We start from the raw sequence: 18437 nt of genomic DNA on the forward strand, positions 1-18437 counted from the left end.
AAATATGAATTAGGTTACCTTAAGTCGCCGCTGAAGTGGTCAATTGTAATGTTTTTTTCTTCATTATTGTAACCTAATGTTATCACAATATCACTGGCGAACAATGAGTTCTGTGTTGTTTTATTTCCGTCTGTTCCATTATGCACACGTCCGAGTGTATCAAAGCAAAGAATGTTTTCATTGGGTGTCAATGTAAAAGTAGCATGTACCTTATAATGTTGGTCAATAGTTGTTCTTGATGTGAAAAAATCACTTTGTGCAATGCATCCTATAGAATAATCCATATTTCCCGAAGGACTTCTTTTGTCATAATTGATCCCTTCATATCGCACTGTGTTGAGTTGGAGTTCTAAAAAATCACGGTCATTTTGCAGATAATGCGGTTTAAAGTAGTAAAATCCGACACCTGAGAGGATGCCGATAATGATAATGACAAAAATCAGTTCTATAAGTGTATATGCTTGTGTTCTCATGGCCGTTGCAAGCTCCTTGTGACGATTCTCACAGGAGATATATAGTCTCCTATCTTCTTATTGGCACTGTTTGTCTGTACTGTGATGTTTATTACAACATATCCGTTTGACTCTTCTGTCTGAATTCTTTTTTTGACGCTGTTGCAGTTTGTTCCGGTTGCACTGTCATAGTCATCTGCATAGAGATAATATGCTGAAATGTTTACATCTGCTGTAAATTTGCCGTCTGCCGAATCAAGGCTGAAGAGTGTGAGACACTCGGTGCTTCTGTCTGTTCCCTCAATCTTTAAAATCGTTGTCTCCAAAACACTCTGAGAAAATATTTCCGCCTGCTCTTTTATGTAGCTGTCGGCAAAATGTTTTGCAGAAATTGAGGTGTATTTGAGTGTCAGTACGCTTGCTCCGGCTAAAAGAAGAATGATGAAAATGGCCATTAAAAGGTTAAATCCGCTACGCATTAAAATACCACCTTCATTTTAGAAAAATGCACCGGGCGGGCGCCGCGAATGGGTTTGTTGACATCCAAAAGAATGCGTATCGTATAATCAACTTCACTGAAGTTGAAGCCGTCTATATTTTGCATCAAAACAGAGACATTTCCTACCTTGGAGTTGCCCTGTTTGTCTGCACAAAATGTTTCTTGTTTCCACGGTCTGTAGTTTGAAAAGAGAAAAAGAGTACTGTTGACATCCTTACTCTTTAAGCCAAGATCTGTGATACAGGTGGCATTTTGGTCGATATCTTCTCCTCTGGCAATTGCATAAGCGCTCTCAACCAAAAAATATTTTTCATATAAAAATTGCGGGACAGGATTGTCAAGAGAGATATTTTGATCACTTATTGTGATATCATAGGTGTCATCTCTGCTGCTTTCATGCCAGCCGAAACTCGAAGCTATATCTGCACTGTCACTTTGTGAACGGTCAAAACTTCCTGCAAATATAAGTGCAATGGTGTTTGTATCTATGGCTGTACCGTCTATACCGTATGAAGCGACTTTTGTCCCGGTTTTGCTTGCCATGTCAAAAAAACCGCTGTATTTTTTTTCAAGGTATACATCATTGGCTCTGCCTATCCACTCAAGCACAGGTTTGGAGCTTGTCAAATCGCCTATATATTCAAAACTTCCATCATTGGGGTTGTACCCAATGGTGCTGTAGACAATGCGCTGGGTTAAATAATTGCTGATTTGGTTGACGACAATCTGAGACTCCAAAGAGAGGTTGGTCAGCTGTTTTGCTTTATACTCACGTACTAAAATCGCTTGCATCGCTTTGAAAGAACCCGTAGCCAAAAAAGAAATAATGACAAGGACAAATATCATCTCTATAAGGGTTGCCGCTCTTCTCATTGCCATACTCTTCTGTTTACTTTGATTTGTCCGATATTTTGGGCAATAAAAGGAATTTTTACAAAGCTGTTGCCTAAGACATTCCCTTTTTTATTTGCCTGTACGGTCACTGTTATAAGTTTTGTATTGGTAGTATCGGTGGCATTGGGAGGATAGGTAATTGTGTACTGGGTTGCACTGAGTGTAATGTCATCTATATAGTTTTCCGTTACACTGAGGTTATAGTCACGTGAACTGCTGGAATTTTTTGCATTGAGCGTGATAAAATCATCCATATCGTCCAAATCATTGCTGTCAGACCCAAGAGCAGAAGCATACTTCTTATGAAAGCAGTTCCGAGAGCCTTTCATACCACCTGTTCTGTACCCTGTTGTTTGATTGCAGTCATAGACACTGTTGCCGGCAGTAACAAGCAATATATCATCGATTTTTGTGTTTTCTTCATCCCAGGCAGTGGATTTAATCAAGCCGACATAGGCTACCGCATTATACATGGCTTCTTCTTTTAAACTGGTTGTAGATGATTTGATGGAGAGTTGCAGTATCTTGGGCAGTACGGAAAAAGCAATGGCGATGATAACCATGGAAAAAATAAGTTCTATAAGTGTAAATGCTTTTTTCATCGTAACAGCCTGATACCTCGAGAGTTTTTGGAGACATTGGCATCAAAAGAGACGCCGTTGACATTACCGCTGCTGACACCGGTTCCGCTGCTTTGTGTATTGAAATTGTATTTGATACAGGGGTGCTCACTGCAACTGCTGCCAGCACTATAGTTATAGTCATTTCCAAAGCCTGGCTGTATATACCAGAGCCATTTATCTATGCCTAGATGAATATAATGAGTTGCAGTGTCAGGTGGAGTGTTACTTTGGTTTACCTTAATTGTAAAAGTACCGTTATTCACCCCTAGATTTGTTGCGATAATACCATCATTGCCATTACCGTCTTTTATTGTGCTATTTGATACATTTAAGTCTGTTATATTCCCTTCACTCTCGTTTGTATGATTTATATCGTGATACCAATGTGTCAACTCTTCTTGAAAACCATTCACATAACCATTGCTGGGATTGGAGTCATAGACCAATACTTTTGCAGTTATGTTGTCGTCTGTTTTGGAAGTTGCCAGATCCTGTGTATAGAGCCTTGCATAGTAAAATTTACTGCTGTTGTTCTCCGGAGTCAGTCCCCTGTTTATTACGGTACTGCTGGTTGTATTTACCTCTGTGACCGTGATAGTACGAGGTTCTTTTGGAGTGTTGAAGACTCTGTAGACATTGAGGGCATACTCTATCTGCGTAGAGTCTCCGGCGCTAAAGTTGCTGTCATTGACTGTAGCATTGAAGTTCATATTGCTTAAATTTTTATCGTGTCCTGTTGTAGCAGTGTTGTTTATACGCTCAAAATAGCTTACATTCGCATCATCATTCGTTGTGTTGAGATCTATTTTTATGCCGACATCTGTTGCAGCGCACAGGGCATCAAAGTTTTGTGTTGTCTGATTCTGCTCATTTTGTGCCCGGACATTAAAGGCGATGCTGATGTTAGCATCATTGACATTCGCCATGTATCGCCAGTCCTGATCAGGGTTATTGCGTGTAAAAGTATAGTTTATGATGGAAAAGTGATGCGGTGCAAAGGAGAGTGTTGTCGAATTTTGTTCTATCAGTCTTTGATTGTCATTTGTATCATCCGCATCTACTTTGGCAAATTCACTGCCGTTGATCTCTTTTATCGTGATATTAAGGTCACCGACTTCACTGTAGCTTGCATTGACATCGCTTTTTTGTCCGTTGGCAAATGAAAAATTTTCCATGGTAAAGTTTCCAAGCGTACATGTGCTTTTTGTAATATTTGCGTCCACTCTAAAAGAACTGTTCCTTGTTTCATTATAGTCTGTGGAGGGGTTGCCGTTGGCATCCAAAGCCTGAAAAGTAGTGTTAAAATCTGCACCTGCCACCAGAGGTAAAGTTGTGACATTCAGGGTAAATTTTACAGGGCGTACGGCATAGTCGTCACTTGAGTAAGAGCTGTTTGTATCCAAAGAGGTATTGTTTTGATCCCTTCCCTCTATGTAAACCTGGACACATTTTACAGCACGGTCTATCGTCATATCAGCATAATAAGCACAACCGCTCGCATTGGTATCGTTACATGTAGTGCTGGTTGCGTCATCACATTTTACGACATTGGCAAGAAGATTACCTCCACAGTCTGTAGTGTTTCCGTCATCATAGTATTTGAGTGTGACTTTTGTGATGTCAGCCGCACTTGGAGCAGTCTGCGTCAATGCATCTTTTGAAAGAATATAAAGACCGTAGGGGTTGTTGACAATCTGTGTTGTAAGGTTGTTCTCCCAGTCGGCTACCGCGTTACATGCAGTGCCTCCAATAGAGCTGACGGCATTAAAAAGTGTGGTTTTGTTGTTGTTCTGATTCCCGCCGCCGCATTGCGGAACATCTCTGACAGTTCCGTCATAATTTTTTCCGGTATTTTCGTTGTTGTAAATTGTTTGAATGTCATTTTGACTTAACACTCTTGAGAAAATTTTAAATTCATCCATAGACGCGCCAATTGTGGTGTTTCCATCACCATTTCCATAAAAATCACTTGCTCCAATACGATTCAATTGTATATTTTCAAGTGCATTATTGATAGTGTCTTCTGCATTGCCGTTAAAGTAGAGTGTTGTTGCTCCATTTGTACTGACAAAACTAACCAAGTTCCAATTATTTGGTAAATTTATATCTTTACAGGTTGGAGTTCCATTTTGTGCATCAACACACCAAGCCCATTTCCAAGCACTCCATGTACCAAAAAAATTTTTTGTTCTGTAGTATTTAAAAAATAGAAAACTATCAGATGCTCCATTTCTATCGGCAATGTTGAAATATTTTTCTTCATAACTTGTAAACCAAGATGAATAAGAATAACTCTGATGGTTATTTGTATCTAAAGGAAACTGAATCCAAGTAGTAACTGTATATTGATTAGATAAAGATATTTCATTTTGTGGCACAATTTGTTTTGGCGCTATAAAGTTACCGCCGGTATAAATTTCCCCATCCGTAACATTGGCATCATTGAGAGCCGTTGCATTGGCATCATTGCCTAGTGTGCCATAGTTTTTTATTTCATAGGTATTAGTATCATTGTCCCAACTACACTCATCCATGCGGTAATCAATAATTGGTTTTTTTCTCTCTTGCAGGTCTGAAAAACTAAGCGGTATAAGAATAAGCTCACCGAATGATATATCGTCAATAAAGCTTCCTGTATCTCCACTTGAAACAGTAACAGAGCCTATACCGCTGACATTGTTTTCATAAAGAGTAGTAAAGTCAAAAGTACCTGTTGAAGAGTTGTTTAAATCAAAAGAGGCAATAACACTGCCACCTGTATCATAAACAGTAATCTTATTGACTCCATTTTGATGGATGTCTCTTACTCGGGAGAGATAGATTTCAAATCCGGCATATCCATTGGCATCATTTATATTGTAGCTAATACTTTGTGCTTCAAAGGCATCCGGATAATAGCTGTACTGAGTATCATCTATATCATAGTTGTCATCATCATCATTGTCATCCCCGGTGTGTCTTCTTTGAATAAAATGATAGGCGGAGGATGTTTGTGCTGAAAGAAGTGTAATACCGCTAAAATAAAAATCATCAATGTCGCTGACAGATCTGCTTCCACAGTCTGTTTCGTTGCCAAATCCATTATAACAACTGCCGCGTACAGCAATATCATGATAGCCACTTGCAAGGCTGAGGGTTGTATCGAGTGATATGACAGCACTTCCACTTGCCCCTGTGCCAACAAGGTTTCCATCAATATAGACACGAATAGCACTGTCAATGCCAGCAGCATTTATAAGCTCAACCGCGGTAATATCGCTGTTTTCACTTAAATAAAATTTTGTGGGATTGTTAAGGTAGTAATCATACGTGTGATCATTATCTGTTGTCAGAGGTTCAGAAGGTGTAAAACTGCTGAGGTCATTATCCCCAGGATGCAGGTAACCATTTAGAGAAATATCCCCCCAGCTTAAAGAACAACTCAGTATTAGAAAAAGAAAAAATCTTCCAAAACTTTGCAAATTAAATCCTCATATTCTTATTATCTGTTAAAAAACATTATTAAAATCGACAGACAAACTGCATTTATCCAATTCAAAAGCATAGCTGTCATTACATGTAAGCTTCTTTTGAAACTCATATTTGCCGTTTTTTAGCTCAAAAATATCGACAATTTCACTGTTTGGTTCCACTAGCATATAAAACTTTACACCGTTTTTTTCATATAAGGAAAATTTTTCGTTGATGTCTTTTTTTGCCGTTGATTTTGAGAGGACTTCTACAACAAGGGGAGGTGTTTTGGAAAAATACTGCTCTTTTGGTTCTTCACAAAACAGAGCCACATCAGGCTGGACGACATTGTACTCATCTATTTTCCAATCAACCGGCGATATATAAACTTCACACTCTTTACAATCCAGCGTGTTGCTAAACTCTCTATAAATTCTACCGACTAGTCTCTGATGTTTTGGGTAAGGTACCGGAGACATATCGTATGCTTCGCCGTTTATAAGCTCCCATCTGCCTTCCCAGGTGACATAATCATTCCATGTGAAAAAGTTTTTATCTATGGCTTGCATGATGTCTGCTCCATTGCTAGCTTAAATTTTAGAGGTGCCCTTTACTGCCATGAATTTCTTAACTTAATGGCATTGGAGGTGCTCTTCATATTCTTTAGCCTTGAGTATAGCATATATTGTATTATTGGGTACTTTCATGTTTCCTTATAGTAAACAGAAATTAATTAAAGTAGGTATATAATACTTACATGTAAACAAATACAAAGGATTGATAATGGTAGAATTTTTAAAAAAAGCGATGGACTGGGTTTTGGAAAAAGAGGCAGAAGCGGCAAAAAAATGTGCGATAGACCCTTCTGATGTCGAGAAGCAGATAAAGATTTTAGAAGCAAAAAGAGCAGAACTTCGTAAAAAATTTGAAGAAGAAGATGCCGAGTTTGGACATGTCCTCACCCGCTTGGCACTGATCAAAGCAAATGCAAGCAAGTGTGAAAAAAAGTAAGATGCAAAATGTTATAGAAGCGATACTCTTTGGTTTCAGTGCAATACTCAATTACAAAACAATGAAGCGTGCATTGGGGATTGGTCTGGTTGTCACGCTTGTATGGTCCGTACTTGGCTATTTTTTGTGGGATGAACTGGTTTCTCTTGCCGCTTATTTTATTGATCTTGTTCCTTTTTCTATGCTGCGTTCCAACGGCGCCTGGATTCTCTCCTCCTTTTTATGGTTCTGTCTTGTGTTGATAACCTTTGCTTTGATTTTGGCATTTTTTGGCAATATGATTTTAGAGAGAGTTTCCAAAGAAAAATACAGCTCTTTTTCTTTGCTGGTAGTTTTTTGCAGTGCTGTTTTTTGGTCCCTGGTTTGGATGCTGCAGGGTTCTGCCATACATACGCAGTTTTTAAAACTGCTGAACTGGCTGCCGTTTGAAACGCTAGAGACAGGACTTGCTTATCTGCTTGGGTTCTATTTTGTCTACAGTGGCATCATTGTAACTATGCTGCTTGTTACAAGCTTTTTCAGTGAAGCACTGCTGGAGGATATTAATGAAAAATATTTTCCCTATGAGACACTTTTGCAAGAAGATGAGATCAAAGCAAGTGAAAACAGACTCCTGGATATAATGATCTATGCAGTTGTATCAATCGTGGCATTTCCTCTGTTGTTTATTCCTGTACTTAATTTTGTTTTGCAAATCGGTTTATGGATCTGGCTTATTAAAGACACCTTTGTCAATGACAGTGCTCTTTTGGTGATACCCAAAGAAAAAAGAGCGAAACTTTCTGAATATAAAACAGGTTTTTTTATACTCAGCGGTGTGACAGCACTCTTTAATTTTTTACCAATTTTTAATATTTTCGGACCGTTTTTTGGTGAGATAGCAATGTTTTACTATTTGAAAGAAATTCAAAAGGAACTTTAGATGAAAATTGCATTTTTTGAGACAAAATCGGAAGAAAAAGCTTTTTTTCAAGAGCATCTCAAAGGGCAGGAACTCTTCTTTTTTGAAGAGACTGTCAATGAGGCACTCAAAGAGAGACAGGCGTATGATGCTGTTTCTGTTTTTGTACACTCTCGCATTACAGATGAAATTTTACAAAAACTTCCGGCATTGAAGTATCTGCAGACAAGATCAACAGGCTATGACCATATAAAGTGTGAAGCTCTTTACAAGCGTGGTTTGCTGGTATCGAATGTAGCCGGTTACGGCGGTCCGGCTGTTGCCGAATTTTCTTTTTCACTTCTTTTAAATGCTACAAGACATACGAATACAGCTATACAACGGGCGAAACAGAGCAATTTTGAGTACAGTGATCTTAAGGGAATGGAACTTTTTGGTAAAACTCTCGGGATTTTGGGACTTGGTACCATAGGCTCGCAAATGGCGCGAATAGGAAAAGGTTTTGGTATGAAAACAGTCGCCTATTCAAGAACAAAAAAACCGATTGTCGATGCGTTGGGGATTGATTTTTGTGATTTGGACTCTGTTTTGCAAAAAAGTGATATTTTGATGCTGGCACTGCCTTTGACACCGGCTACAAAAAATATTATCAATGAAAAAAATGCAGATAAATTAAAAAAAGATGTCATTATTGTCAATACGGCACGCGGAGAACTGATTGAAGATGTGCTGTACGGAAGAATGAAAAATATTCTCTGTCTCGATGTCATAAGCGACATAAAGTATATTCAGCGAAACAACATTCTCTACACACCACATATGGCATACTACACCAAAGAGGCCCTGCAAAGGATTATGCAGATCTCTTTAGAAAATATGAAGGCGTTTCTTGCAGGCAGACAGTTGCCAAACTGTCTGAAACTCTCATGCCAGCGTGATTATCAGTAGTTAGTGCTTTTTTTCTGTACTTTCTGCCTCATGTTTGCTTAACAGTGATGTAAAATCTTTTTTGATTTTTTCGTAAAGTTTCGCAACTATATTTTTGCCTTTAATCTCTTTTTCTATGTTTTCAATCTCTTTTTGCAGCATCTTATATTCAGGTGCATGTTTTTTTGTATAGCCCAGATAGACTGCTTTTTCAAGCTCATCCTGTGCCAAATCAAGCAGTTTCGTTGCTTTTTCTTTCTCTTTTTTATTGAGTTTGGATGCTTCAACTACCAGACTTTGTGCTGTAATCAGCGGCAAAGGAACAATGGTCGTTTTCATGACGATACCGTTTAAGGCAGTGACAAGTATTGAAAAAGCCTCTTTTGCTTTGCCTTTGTTTAACTCTTTGAGTGCTTCTTTTGTCGCTAAAGGATACATACCCATCGGCAGATACTGTGTTGTCATTACCATTTCATCTTCCAAAGGCATGAGAATAGCTCTGGCTGCCTGTGTATCATAATCATCAAGTAAATCCTGGGCAGATTTTATGATGTGTTTGACCAGTTTGGAATCTCCTGTAAAATCATGAACCTCTATGGCATCTGCAACCGGCACGAGTGTGAGTTTCGGATTGTTTTTGAGTGCCGTGTCAAAAAGTTTAGTGGCTTTGTTGAGGGCATCTTTTGCCGTTTTTGTATCTCTTTTTTGCAAAGCTTTAAGGGCTGTAACTGTCTGTCTGAGTGCCTGTGCAATCTCTTTTGGCACTTTTTGCAGGCTTTGTCTGTGTTGGTCTGCTTCTTGATTGACAACATTTTTCAATCTTTGCATATCTTCTTTTTTTGCATCTGATTGAAAATATTTAGCATCCATTTTACGCATAAATTCTTCTTTGGATCGAGACTCTTCCACCTTTGCCTGGGCAGCAGTATGACCTTTTACCGAAGCCGGATTATTAATCGCTCTCTCTTCTTTTTTTGAAACACTGTCGTTGTAGCTTGCATAGAGTGCTGAGCTTGAAAGCAGTACACCTGCCAATACCGTTGATAATATAACTCTTTTTTTCATAACTTTATCCTTCTTATATCAAGTTTGTTTAGTATAATTATGAAATAGAATTGATAACAGATAGTAAACACTTTATTGAAAACAGTTGTATATTGTTGAATGTTTGTTTACTGAAAAAGGGGTACAATACTTTACAATACAAACTATTTCAAGGAGTGCAAGGATGTCAAAAAATATTAGATGGTTTAAAGAAATCGGGATAGAGGATGTTGCCGAGGTTGGCGGGAAAAATGCTTCTCTTGGAGAGATGTATCAGAATCTCACAGCAGAAGGTGTTCGTGTGCCCAATGGTTTTGCTGTTACATCGAGTGCTTACATACATGTACTCGATGCAAACAATGCCTGGGAAAAACTGCACGCACTCCTTGATAATCTTGATGTCGATAATGTTGATGCCCTGCAGAGTGCAGGAAAAAAATGCCGTGAGATAGTTTATAATGCAAAACTGCCGGATGATCTGCGTGAGGATATTGTAAAGGCGTATGAAAAACTCAAAGAAGAGTACGGAGAGACTCTCTCTTTGGCTGTTCGCTCCTCTGCTACGGCTGAAGATTCTCCGGAAGCCTCATTTGCAGGACAAAATGACACTTACCTGAATATTTCAAGTGTAGAAGAACTGCTGGATGCCTACAAACGATGTCTGGCATCAAATTTTACAGATCGCTCTATACATTATAAATATGATAACGGTTTTGACTATCTCAAAGTCTATCTCTCTGTGGTTGTCATGAAAATGGTGCGCAGTGATATCGGGGAGAGCGGCGTCATGTTCTCACTTGATACCGAGACAGGCTTTAAAGATGTTGTTTTCATAAATGCAGCACTCGGACTTGGCGAGAATGTTGTCCAGGGAAGTATCAACCCTGATGCGTTTTATGTGCATAAGCCGACATTCAACAAAGGGTTTCGTACTGTTCTCAAACGCTCTTTGGGTTCCAAAGAAAAAAAGATGATTTTTACAGATACGATAAATCTGGACAACATAGCAGTGGAGTACACAAAAAATATACCGACGACAGCACAAGAGCAGAGCCATTTCTGTATAACAGATGAAGAGGTAATGGTCCTTGCAGATTATGCCATCAAGGTGGAAAACCACTACTCGAAAAAAGCCGGTTTTACAAAACCGATGGATATGGAGTGGGCAAAAGACGGACTTGATGGACATCTGTATATGGTGCAGGCACGCCCTGAAACGGTTGAATCTCAGAAAAAAGGCAATATCCTTGAAACCTATCATCTAAAAGAAAAGGGCAGGGTTCTTGTCACAGGTCAGGCTATCGGCACAAAAATAGGGCAGGGAAAAGCCCGATACATAGCAGGTGTCAAAGATCTCAATACCTTTAAAGCCGGTGAAGTACTGGTCGCTGATACCACAAACCCTGACTGGGAACCTATCATGAAAATAGCCTCTGCCATCATTACAAACAAAGGCGGAAGAACCTGTCATGCGGCAATTCTTTCACGGGAACTTGGCATACCTGCGGTTGTAGGATGTGACAATGCCACAGAGGTACTCAAAGATGCCGACGAAGTGACTGTAAGTTGTGCCGAGGGAGAAGAGGGCCATGTGTATGAAGGTCTTTTGGATTATGAAATCATAAGAACCGATCTTTCAAATCTGCCAAAAACAAAAACAAAGATTATGATGAATCTCGGAAATCCTGATATTGCTTTTTCCCTCGCCTCTTTACCGGTTGACGGGATAGGTCTTGCAAGAATGGAGTTTATCATTAATGAATATATAAAAGCGCATCCGATGGCACTCAAACATCCGCAAAAAGTGGATGAGGCAACACGAAACAAATTGGAAGAACTGACCCGGGCTTATGACTCTATGGAAGACTTCTTCGTCAAAACACTCTCAGAAGGTGTGGCAACTATCGCTTCTTCTGTGTACCCGAAACCCTGCGTGGTCCGCATGAGTGACTTTAAATCAAACGAATATGCAACGCTGCTCGGCGGTGAGGTTTTTGAGCTTAAAGAAGATAATCCGATGATAGGTTTTCGAGGTGCTTCAAGATATGCACATCCAAATTATGAAGAGGGCTTTGCTCTGGAGTGTGCGGCCATGAAGCGAGTGCGTGATGAGATGGGATTTGATAATGTCATTTTAATGATTCCTTTTTGCCGCAGAGTGGATGAAGGCGAGCGAGTGCTCAATACCATGGCAAAATACGGTCTCAGACAGGGAGAAAACGGACTGCAGATTTATGTGATGTGTGAAATTCCAAACAATGTTATTCAGATTGATAATTTCAGTAAACTTTTTGACGGTTTCAGCATAGGCAGCAATGACCTGACACAGCTTACACTTGGAGTTGACCGTGACAGCGAAATGGTTGCCTTTGATTATGATGAGAGAGACGAAGGGGTCAAAGAGATGATACGGCTGGCAGTGGAGGGTTGCAAACGAAATGACCGTCACAGCGGTATCTGCGGTCAGGCACCTTCAGATTACCCTGAAATGGCGGAGTACCTTGTGCGTCTGGGTATTGATTCGATGAGTCTGAATCCAGACAGTGTCTTGAAAACCATAGAAAATGTAGGCAAACTTGAACAAAAACTGGGGAGAGCATGATGAAATACAATATTCCGGCAGATGTGCCAAAAAACAAAGAAGAAACATACAAAAAAAATCTCAAAAGTGCGACAAACGCTACAAATCATTTGATGCTTTTTGCAGGAGACCAGAAAGTTGAGCATCTGAACAATGACTTCTACGGCAAAGATATTCCGCTTGAAGACAACTCTCCCGAGCATCTGTTTAAAATCGCTTCACGTGCAAAAATCGGTGTTTTTGCAACACAGTTTGGGCTTATCAGCAGGTACGGACGTGATTATAAAAATATTCCTTATCTTGTAAAACTCAACTCAAAAACAAATCTTGTTCCTTATGACAAACAAGACCCCTACTCAAAAGCCTGGCTGAGTGTCGGTGATGTGGTTGCCTTTGCCAAAGAGAGTAAACTTGACATCAAAGGGGTCGGTTATACGGTTTATCTTGGCGGTGCATATGAGCATGAGATGCTGACCCAGGCGGCGAGTATTGTCCATGAAGCACATAAAAACGGACTTTTGGCCGTGCTGTGGATTTATCCAAAGGGCAGCTTTGTAAAAGATGAACATGACGGGCATTTGATAGCAGGTGCCGCAGGTGTCGGAGCAGCCTTGGGTGCTGATTTTGTAAAACTCAAAGTGCCATATGATAAAAAAGGAAAATTTAATCCGAAACTGTTGCGAGAGGCTACAATGGCAGCGGGCAGAACAGGTGTTCTTTGTGAAGGCGGTGCCAAAACAGATGAAAAAGAGTTTTTGACACAACTGTACGAACAAATTCACAAAGGTGGTTCTCGAGGCAATGGCACAGGGCGGAATATTCACCAACGACCTCTGCAGGAGGCTGTCAAAATGGCAAATGCTGTTTATGCAATCACTTCGCAAAATGCTACTGTAAAAGAAGCATTGAAACTACTCCAATAGGAGAGAAAAATGAAAACAGAATATGACTTAATCGTTATTGGTGCAGGTCCTGCAGGAACTCCAACGGCTATGGCAGCAGCACAGTTTGGTATAAAAGTTTTGTTGATAGATAAAAGAGAAGCACCGGGCGGCGAATGTTTGTTTGAGGGATGTATTCCTTCAAAAGTACTTGAAAATGCGGCAAATAAATATTGGGATGTGCTCACTTGCAGCACTTTTAATGTAGAGCTTAAAGGAAGTGAACAGATACATTGGGAAGCTGTTTTGCAAGATAAAGATATGATTTTGAAAAAGCGCTCTATGGCTGCATTAAAGCAGATAAACAAATTACCCTCACTTGATTTCAAACAAGGCAAAGCAGCCTTTGTTGACGGGCATACCGTAGAAGTAGGCGGAGAGCTTTTTGGTTTCAAAAAGGCACTGATTGCGACAGGTGCCAAAAGTTCAATTCCTGATATAAAAGGGAATGGGGTTGATAAAGTCTGGACAAACAGAGATTTGTTTTTTGAAGAAGAGATACCAAAAGAGTTGCTTTTTATAGGTGCTGGTGCCATTAGTTGTGAATTGGTGCAAATGTTTGCAAAACTTGGCACAAAGTGCCATGTGCTGGAGCGTGGTGAAAAAATCTTAAAGCATATCAGTAAAGATGCAACAGATATTGTTTATAACAATATGCTTACACTTGGTATCAAAGTAGATTTGAATGTAGCGTTGGAGAAGATTGATTATGAAAATGATAAATTTATAATACATTTCAGGCAAGAAGGGAAAAAACAGATTCTTGAATATGAGAATGTTGTCATGGCAACAGGTCGTGTGGCAAATCTTGATAATCTGGCCCTTGAAAAAGCTGGAGTGGCATATGATGCAAAAGGTGTACTGGTTAATGAAAAACTGCAATCATCCCAGGAACATATTTATGCCTGCGGTGACTGTATTAACAGCCCGAAATTTGCGCATACTGCAAGTTATGAAGCTGGTGTAGTTGTACACAATATGTATGCGCCAAGCCCGCATGTAGTCGATTATGACAAAAACAGCTGGGTACTTTTTAGTGATCCGCAAATCGCTGTAGTAGGAATAGATGAAAATGTCGCAAAAAAAAGAGATATAGAAATAAGCGTAGAAGTCTATAACTATGAGATAGATGCCAGAGCACAAATAGACAAAAGAACAGACGGCTTTGTGAAGTTTGTCATTGACAAGAAAACAAAAATTATCATAGGTGTAGAGATTGTAAGTACAGATGCTTCATCACTTGCGGGAGAGGCTTCCTTGATAGTAGCAAATAAGATGACTGCTATGGACGTATTGGGGGCAATTCACCCACATCCGACACTGGGCGAAGCTTTTGGAAAACTGGCACAGCAGATATTTTTTAAATCTATGATGCAAAGAAAAAAATAAAATGGCTGATACAACTATAAAAAGCATAAAAGCATTAGAAATTTTAGATTCACGGGGAAATCCCACTGTGAGAGTTCTGATGATGATGCTTGAAGAGACAGCGATTTATAAGTGGAAATAAAGGATAAAAGATGATGAAAAAAGATCCTTCGATAAATATAGCCATACCAAAACTGCCTAAAAAATTAATTGGTTTGAAAGATATTTCATTAAATTTATGGTGGACATGGAATCCGCGCGGAAAAAATCTTTTTAAACTCTTAAATGCCTATCTGTGGAAGGAGAGTAATCATAATCCAATTCTTATGCTTAAAAATATGTCAGAAGAAGAACTGGAAAAAGCCTGTTCCAATGAATATTTTATGCGTGAATACCATTATGTATATGATATGTTCAAAGTGTATATGAATGATACCAATGTTTATGCAAAGGAACCTCTGCCTGTTGCATATTTCTGTGCCGAATACGGTTTGCATCATTCCGTACCGATATATTCAGGAGGCTTGGGATTTTTAGCCGGAGATATTTTAAAAGAATCCAGCGATATGGGTTTGCCGATGGTGGGTATAGGATTTATGTATCCAAAAGGGTATGTTCGTCAGTTTATCGGTACAGATGGCTGGCAAAACGGAGCTGAAGAACCGATAGAAAAAGATGTGGCACCCATTGAAAGGGTTTTAGATAAAGTTAAAAACCATTTTACCATAGAAGTACCGTTTATTGACCCTCCTGTGTTTGCAAGTGTATGGAAGATAAATGTCGGTCGTGTAACACTCTATCTTTTAGACACGGACATAGAAAAAAATGATCCCTGGGACAGGCAGATTTCTTCCAGACTCTATACTTCTGACATGAATCAAAGACTGCGTCAACAGATTGTACTCGGTATAGGCGGATACAGAGTGCTTGAAGAGCTTGGCATTGAGTATTCCATTTTGCATCTCAATGAGGGGCATCCCGCTTTTGCGCTTTTTGAACGGGTACGAAGTTTTATGCAAAATGATAAACTGAGTCTGGATGCAGCGATTCAAAAAGTGAAAAAAACCTCAATTTTTACAACACATACACCTCTGCAGGCTGCAACGGATGTATATGATTTTGATATGATCGGTGCATCCTTTAAAGACTACTGGGAAGCATTGGGGATGAACAAAGAGCAGTTTATGAGTTTTGGTCTTAATCCTGATAATCCAAATGTCGGCTTCAATATGACTGTTTTTGGATTGAATATGTGTGATAATACAAATGCAGTCAGTAAAAAACACTGTGAGGTGGCAAGAGAGATATGGAAACATGTGCTGCCCAAAAAAGAAGATGGCAAACCGGCTATGGATTATGTGACAAACGGAGTACATCTGCCGACATGGATCAGTGATGAACTGTCTGAAATAGTGATAAATTCTTTGGGTGACAAATGGAATTTAATACAGGATGAGAGTGAATTATGGGGGTTTATAAAGGAGATAGAAAATAAAAAACTTTGGGATATTTCACAAAGAAGTAAAATTACAATGGTGAATTTTATAAGAGAACGTGTCCGCATGAAATATGCAGACGACGGTATAGACCCTGTTGTTGCCATGTCCGAAGGCGTGCTTTTGGATCCTGATATTTTAACGATTGGGTTTGCCCGTCGCATGGCTGAGTACAAACGTCCAGATTTGATTTTACAAGATCTGGACAGACTGGAAAAAATTGTTAACAACAGTGACAAGCCTGTGCAGATTATTTTTGCAGGCAAAGCCCATCCTTCTGACATGGCAGGGAAAAAAATACTGCAACATATATTTAAGACAGCGCAAGACTGCAGGTTTAGAGGGCGGATAGCTTTTGTGGAAGATTATGGCGAAAATGTAGCAAAATATCTGCTTCACGGTGTGGATGTATGGTTGAACAATCCGCTGATACCGATGGAAGCCTGCGGTACGAGCGGTATGAAGGCTTCACTCAACGGCACATTGCATTTATCGGTTTTGGACGGTTGGTGGCCAGAGTCTTATAATGGTAAGAACGGTTGGACTTTTGGAACAGAACCTTCTGACAATGCCAAAGATGCCTCCGAACTGTATGATTTGCTGGAGAATGAAATAGTACCGCTTTATTATGATAAAGACAACAAAGGCGTACCCAATGGCTGGGTAGTGAAAATGAAAGAGGCAATATTGAGTATTCCGCCTGCATTTAGTGCAAGAAGAATGATGAAAGATTATCTTGAAAAGTTTTATATTCCTATCTCAAAAAATTTACAACACACAGGAGAAAAATCATGAAAAAACGTATAGCGATTAACGGACTCGGTCGAATTGGCAATCAGGTACTCAGACATTATGTAAATAATCTGCCGCAAAACTGTGAAATAGTTGCGGCAAATACTTCAAGTGTAGAAGATGCTGCGTATCTTTTGCAGTATGATTCTGTTCACGGACGAGCGAATTTTTCTATCAAAACAGAAGATGACAGACTTATAATTGACGGACATGAAATCACAATACTAAGCAATCACAATCCGCTTGAACTGCCGTGGAAAGAGCTGAACATAGATATTGTCATAGACTGTACAGGGCGTTTTACAGATGGAACTTTGGCAGTGCAGCATATAGAAGCCGGTGCAAAAAAAGTGCTTATCTCCGCACCGGGTAAAAATGTCGATTTAACAATTGTAAAAGGTGTGAACCATCAGGAGTATGACACTGCAAAGCATCATATTGTCTCCAATGCTTCGTGTACAACCAATTCTTTAGCGCCTGTCATGAAAGTGTTTGAAGAAAATTTCGGTGTAAAATATGCGATGATTACAACAACTCATGCCTATACATCTTCACAGGTGACTGTTGACAAACGTGCCAAAAAACGAAGACGCGGGCGTGCGGCGGCTGTCAACATCATACCGACAACTACAGGCGCAGCCATTGCAACGGTTGAAGTCATTCCTTCACTGGCGGGCAAAATGGAAGCCATGGCATTGCGTGTTCCTGTCCCTGATGGAGCGATAACAGAAGTTGTGGCACTGCTAAATAAAGATGTAACAGCAAAGAGTGTGAATGCAGCATTTCAAAAAGCTTCAGAAAATGAGCTGCAGGGTATTTTGGAGTTTACGACTGAGGAAATTGTTTCTTCGGATATTATAGGCAACAGACACTCGGGTATTATAGACGGTTTGTCAACATCTGTAGTCGGAGAAAGTATGGTCAAAGTAATGGCGTGGTACGATAATGAGTATGGTTACTCACAGAGACTGCTTGAAGTAGCTGATTATATGGCTTTAAAATTATAAAGAAAGGATGGAAGAATTATGAAAAGAATTTTAGCAACTGTTTTAGCAGGTAGTTTGTTTTTGAGCGGATGTGCCACACGCGGTGTCAATGAAATAGACCCGAGTGCTGTAAATTATGAACTGACCTATCAGGTCGGTACTATTGAATCTGTAAAACCGGTCGTTATAAAAGATAACGGTACAGGTACATTTGTGGGGGCAATCTCTGGTGTGGTTTTAGGCTCCCTGGTCGGTAAAGGCAGAGGCAATGCCCTGGCAACTCTTATAGGTGGTTTAGGCGGTGCCTATGCCGGGAACCAGCTCGGAAAAGCAAATGCTCTTGAATTGAGCGTGTTGCTTGATGACGGACGACGGATTGTAGTGATCGCCAAAGGGAAAGATTTCTACAAAGGTGAAAGAATCCGTATAGTCAAACGCAATGGCCGAGTATACAGTGTAGAGCCATTTTAAA

16 protein-coding genes are annotated in these 18437 nt (G+C 39.7%); 9 read left to right on the forward strand and 7 right to left on the reverse strand.

Translation table 11 applies throughout. The features are described 5' to 3' along the window. Positions 1-14: 14 nt before the first annotated feature. From LCX93_RS02425 to LCX93_RS02450, 6 genes are read right to left on the reverse strand one after another with little or no spacing between them, the layout of a single operon-like run. Positions 15-473: a prepilin-type N-terminal cleavage/methylation domain-containing protein gene (locus LCX93_RS02425; protein WP_226068049.1), complete on the reverse strand. Its 459-nt coding sequence runs from the start codon at positions 471-473 to the stop codon at positions 15-17. Continuing rightward, a complete protein-coding gene (locus LCX93_RS02430; protein WP_226068051.1) occupies positions 470-931 on the reverse strand; it encodes a hypothetical protein in 462 nt (153 codons plus the stop codon). The genes LCX93_RS02425 and LCX93_RS02430 overlap by 4 nt, the downstream gene beginning before the upstream one ends. Beyond that, complete coding sequence (locus LCX93_RS02435) at positions 931-1824, reverse strand: type II secretion system protein (protein WP_226068053.1); 894 nt, start codon at positions 1822-1824, stop codon at positions 931-933. The genes LCX93_RS02430 and LCX93_RS02435 overlap by 1 nt, the downstream gene beginning before the upstream one ends. After that, positions 1821-2447, reverse strand: coding sequence for a type II secretion system protein (locus LCX93_RS02440; protein ID WP_226068055.1), 627 nt, complete (start codon positions 2445-2447; stop codon positions 1821-1823). The genes LCX93_RS02435 and LCX93_RS02440 overlap by 4 nt, the downstream gene beginning before the upstream one ends. Beyond that, positions 2444-5929, reverse strand: coding sequence for a LamG-like jellyroll fold domain-containing protein (locus LCX93_RS02445; protein ID WP_226068064.1), 3486 nt, complete (start codon positions 5927-5929; stop codon positions 2444-2446). The genes LCX93_RS02440 and LCX93_RS02445 overlap by 4 nt, the downstream gene beginning before the upstream one ends. A gap of 27 nt (positions 5930-5956) precedes the next feature. Further along, positions 5957-6487: a Uma2 family endonuclease gene (locus LCX93_RS02450; protein ID WP_226068066.1), complete on the reverse strand. Its 531-nt coding sequence runs from the start codon at positions 6485-6487 to the stop codon at positions 5957-5959. Between the two features lie 214 nt (positions 6488-6701). Between LCX93_RS02450 and LCX93_RS02455 the strand changes: the two genes are divergently transcribed. Genes LCX93_RS02455 through LCX93_RS02465 form a run of 3 tightly spaced genes read left to right on the forward strand, consistent with a single transcriptional unit; the run spans position 6702 to position 8778 of the window. Next, positions 6702-6929 (forward strand): hypothetical protein, encoded by a 228-nt coding sequence (locus LCX93_RS02455; protein WP_226068069.1) that lies wholly within the window; start codon positions 6702-6704, stop codon positions 6927-6929. A gap of 1 nt (position 6930) precedes the next feature. After that, positions 6931-7851, forward strand: coding sequence for an EI24 domain-containing protein (locus tag LCX93_RS02460; protein ID WP_226068071.1), 921 nt, complete (start codon positions 6931-6933; stop codon positions 7849-7851). Next, entirely contained in the window at positions 7852-8778 is a 927-nt protein-coding gene (locus tag LCX93_RS02465) for an NAD(P)-dependent oxidoreductase (RefSeq protein WP_226068073.1), read from the forward strand. Here LCX93_RS02465 and LCX93_RS02470 read toward each other — a convergent pair whose 3' ends face one another. After that, entirely contained in the window at positions 8779-9822 is a 1044-nt protein-coding gene (locus LCX93_RS02470; protein WP_226068075.1) for a YfdX family protein, read from the reverse strand. It abuts the gene before it with no gap. A 163-nt stretch (positions 9823-9985) separates the two neighbouring features. On the opposite strand from LCX93_RS02470, the gene ppsA reads away from it, so the two are divergent. The 6 genes from ppsA to LCX93_RS02500 all read left to right on the forward strand — a co-directional run bounded on the left by ppsA (position 9986) and on the right by LCX93_RS02500 (position 18436). Beyond that, complete coding sequence (gene ppsA / locus LCX93_RS02475; protein WP_226068077.1) at positions 9986-12403, forward strand: phosphoenolpyruvate synthase; 2418 nt, start codon at positions 9986-9988, stop codon at positions 12401-12403. Then, positions 12400-13305, forward strand: a complete 906-nt coding sequence (locus LCX93_RS02480; RefSeq protein ID WP_226068079.1) for a beta/alpha barrel domain-containing protein — start codon at positions 12400-12402, stop codon at positions 13303-13305. The genes ppsA and LCX93_RS02480 overlap by 4 nt, the downstream gene beginning before the upstream one ends. 9 nt (positions 13306-13314) lie before the next feature. Further along, entirely contained in the window at positions 13315-14712 is a 1398-nt protein-coding gene (locus tag LCX93_RS02485; protein WP_226068081.1) for a dihydrolipoyl dehydrogenase family protein, read from the forward strand. Positions 14713-14843: 131 nt separating this feature from the next. Beyond that, on the forward strand, positions 14844-16982 hold the full coding sequence (glgP, locus tag LCX93_RS02490; protein WP_226068083.1) for an alpha-glucan family phosphorylase: 2139 nt from the start codon (positions 14844-14846) through the stop codon (positions 16980-16982). Beyond that, positions 16979-17986, forward strand: coding sequence for a type I glyceraldehyde-3-phosphate dehydrogenase (gene gap / locus LCX93_RS02495; protein WP_226068085.1), 1008 nt, complete (start codon positions 16979-16981; stop codon positions 17984-17986). The genes glgP and gap overlap by 4 nt, the downstream gene beginning before the upstream one ends. Before the next feature lie 18 nt (positions 17987-18004). Then, entirely contained in the window at positions 18005-18436 is a 432-nt protein-coding gene (locus LCX93_RS02500; protein WP_226068087.1) for an outer membrane lipoprotein, read from the forward strand. The last annotated feature ends 1 nt before the right edge of the window (position 18437 follow it).

The sequence above is a fragment of the Sulfurimonas sp. SWIR-19 genome (genome assembly GCF_020410885.1).
Lineage (GTDB): Bacteria > Campylobacterota > Campylobacteria > Campylobacterales > Sulfurimonadaceae > Sulfurimonas > Sulfurimonas sediminis.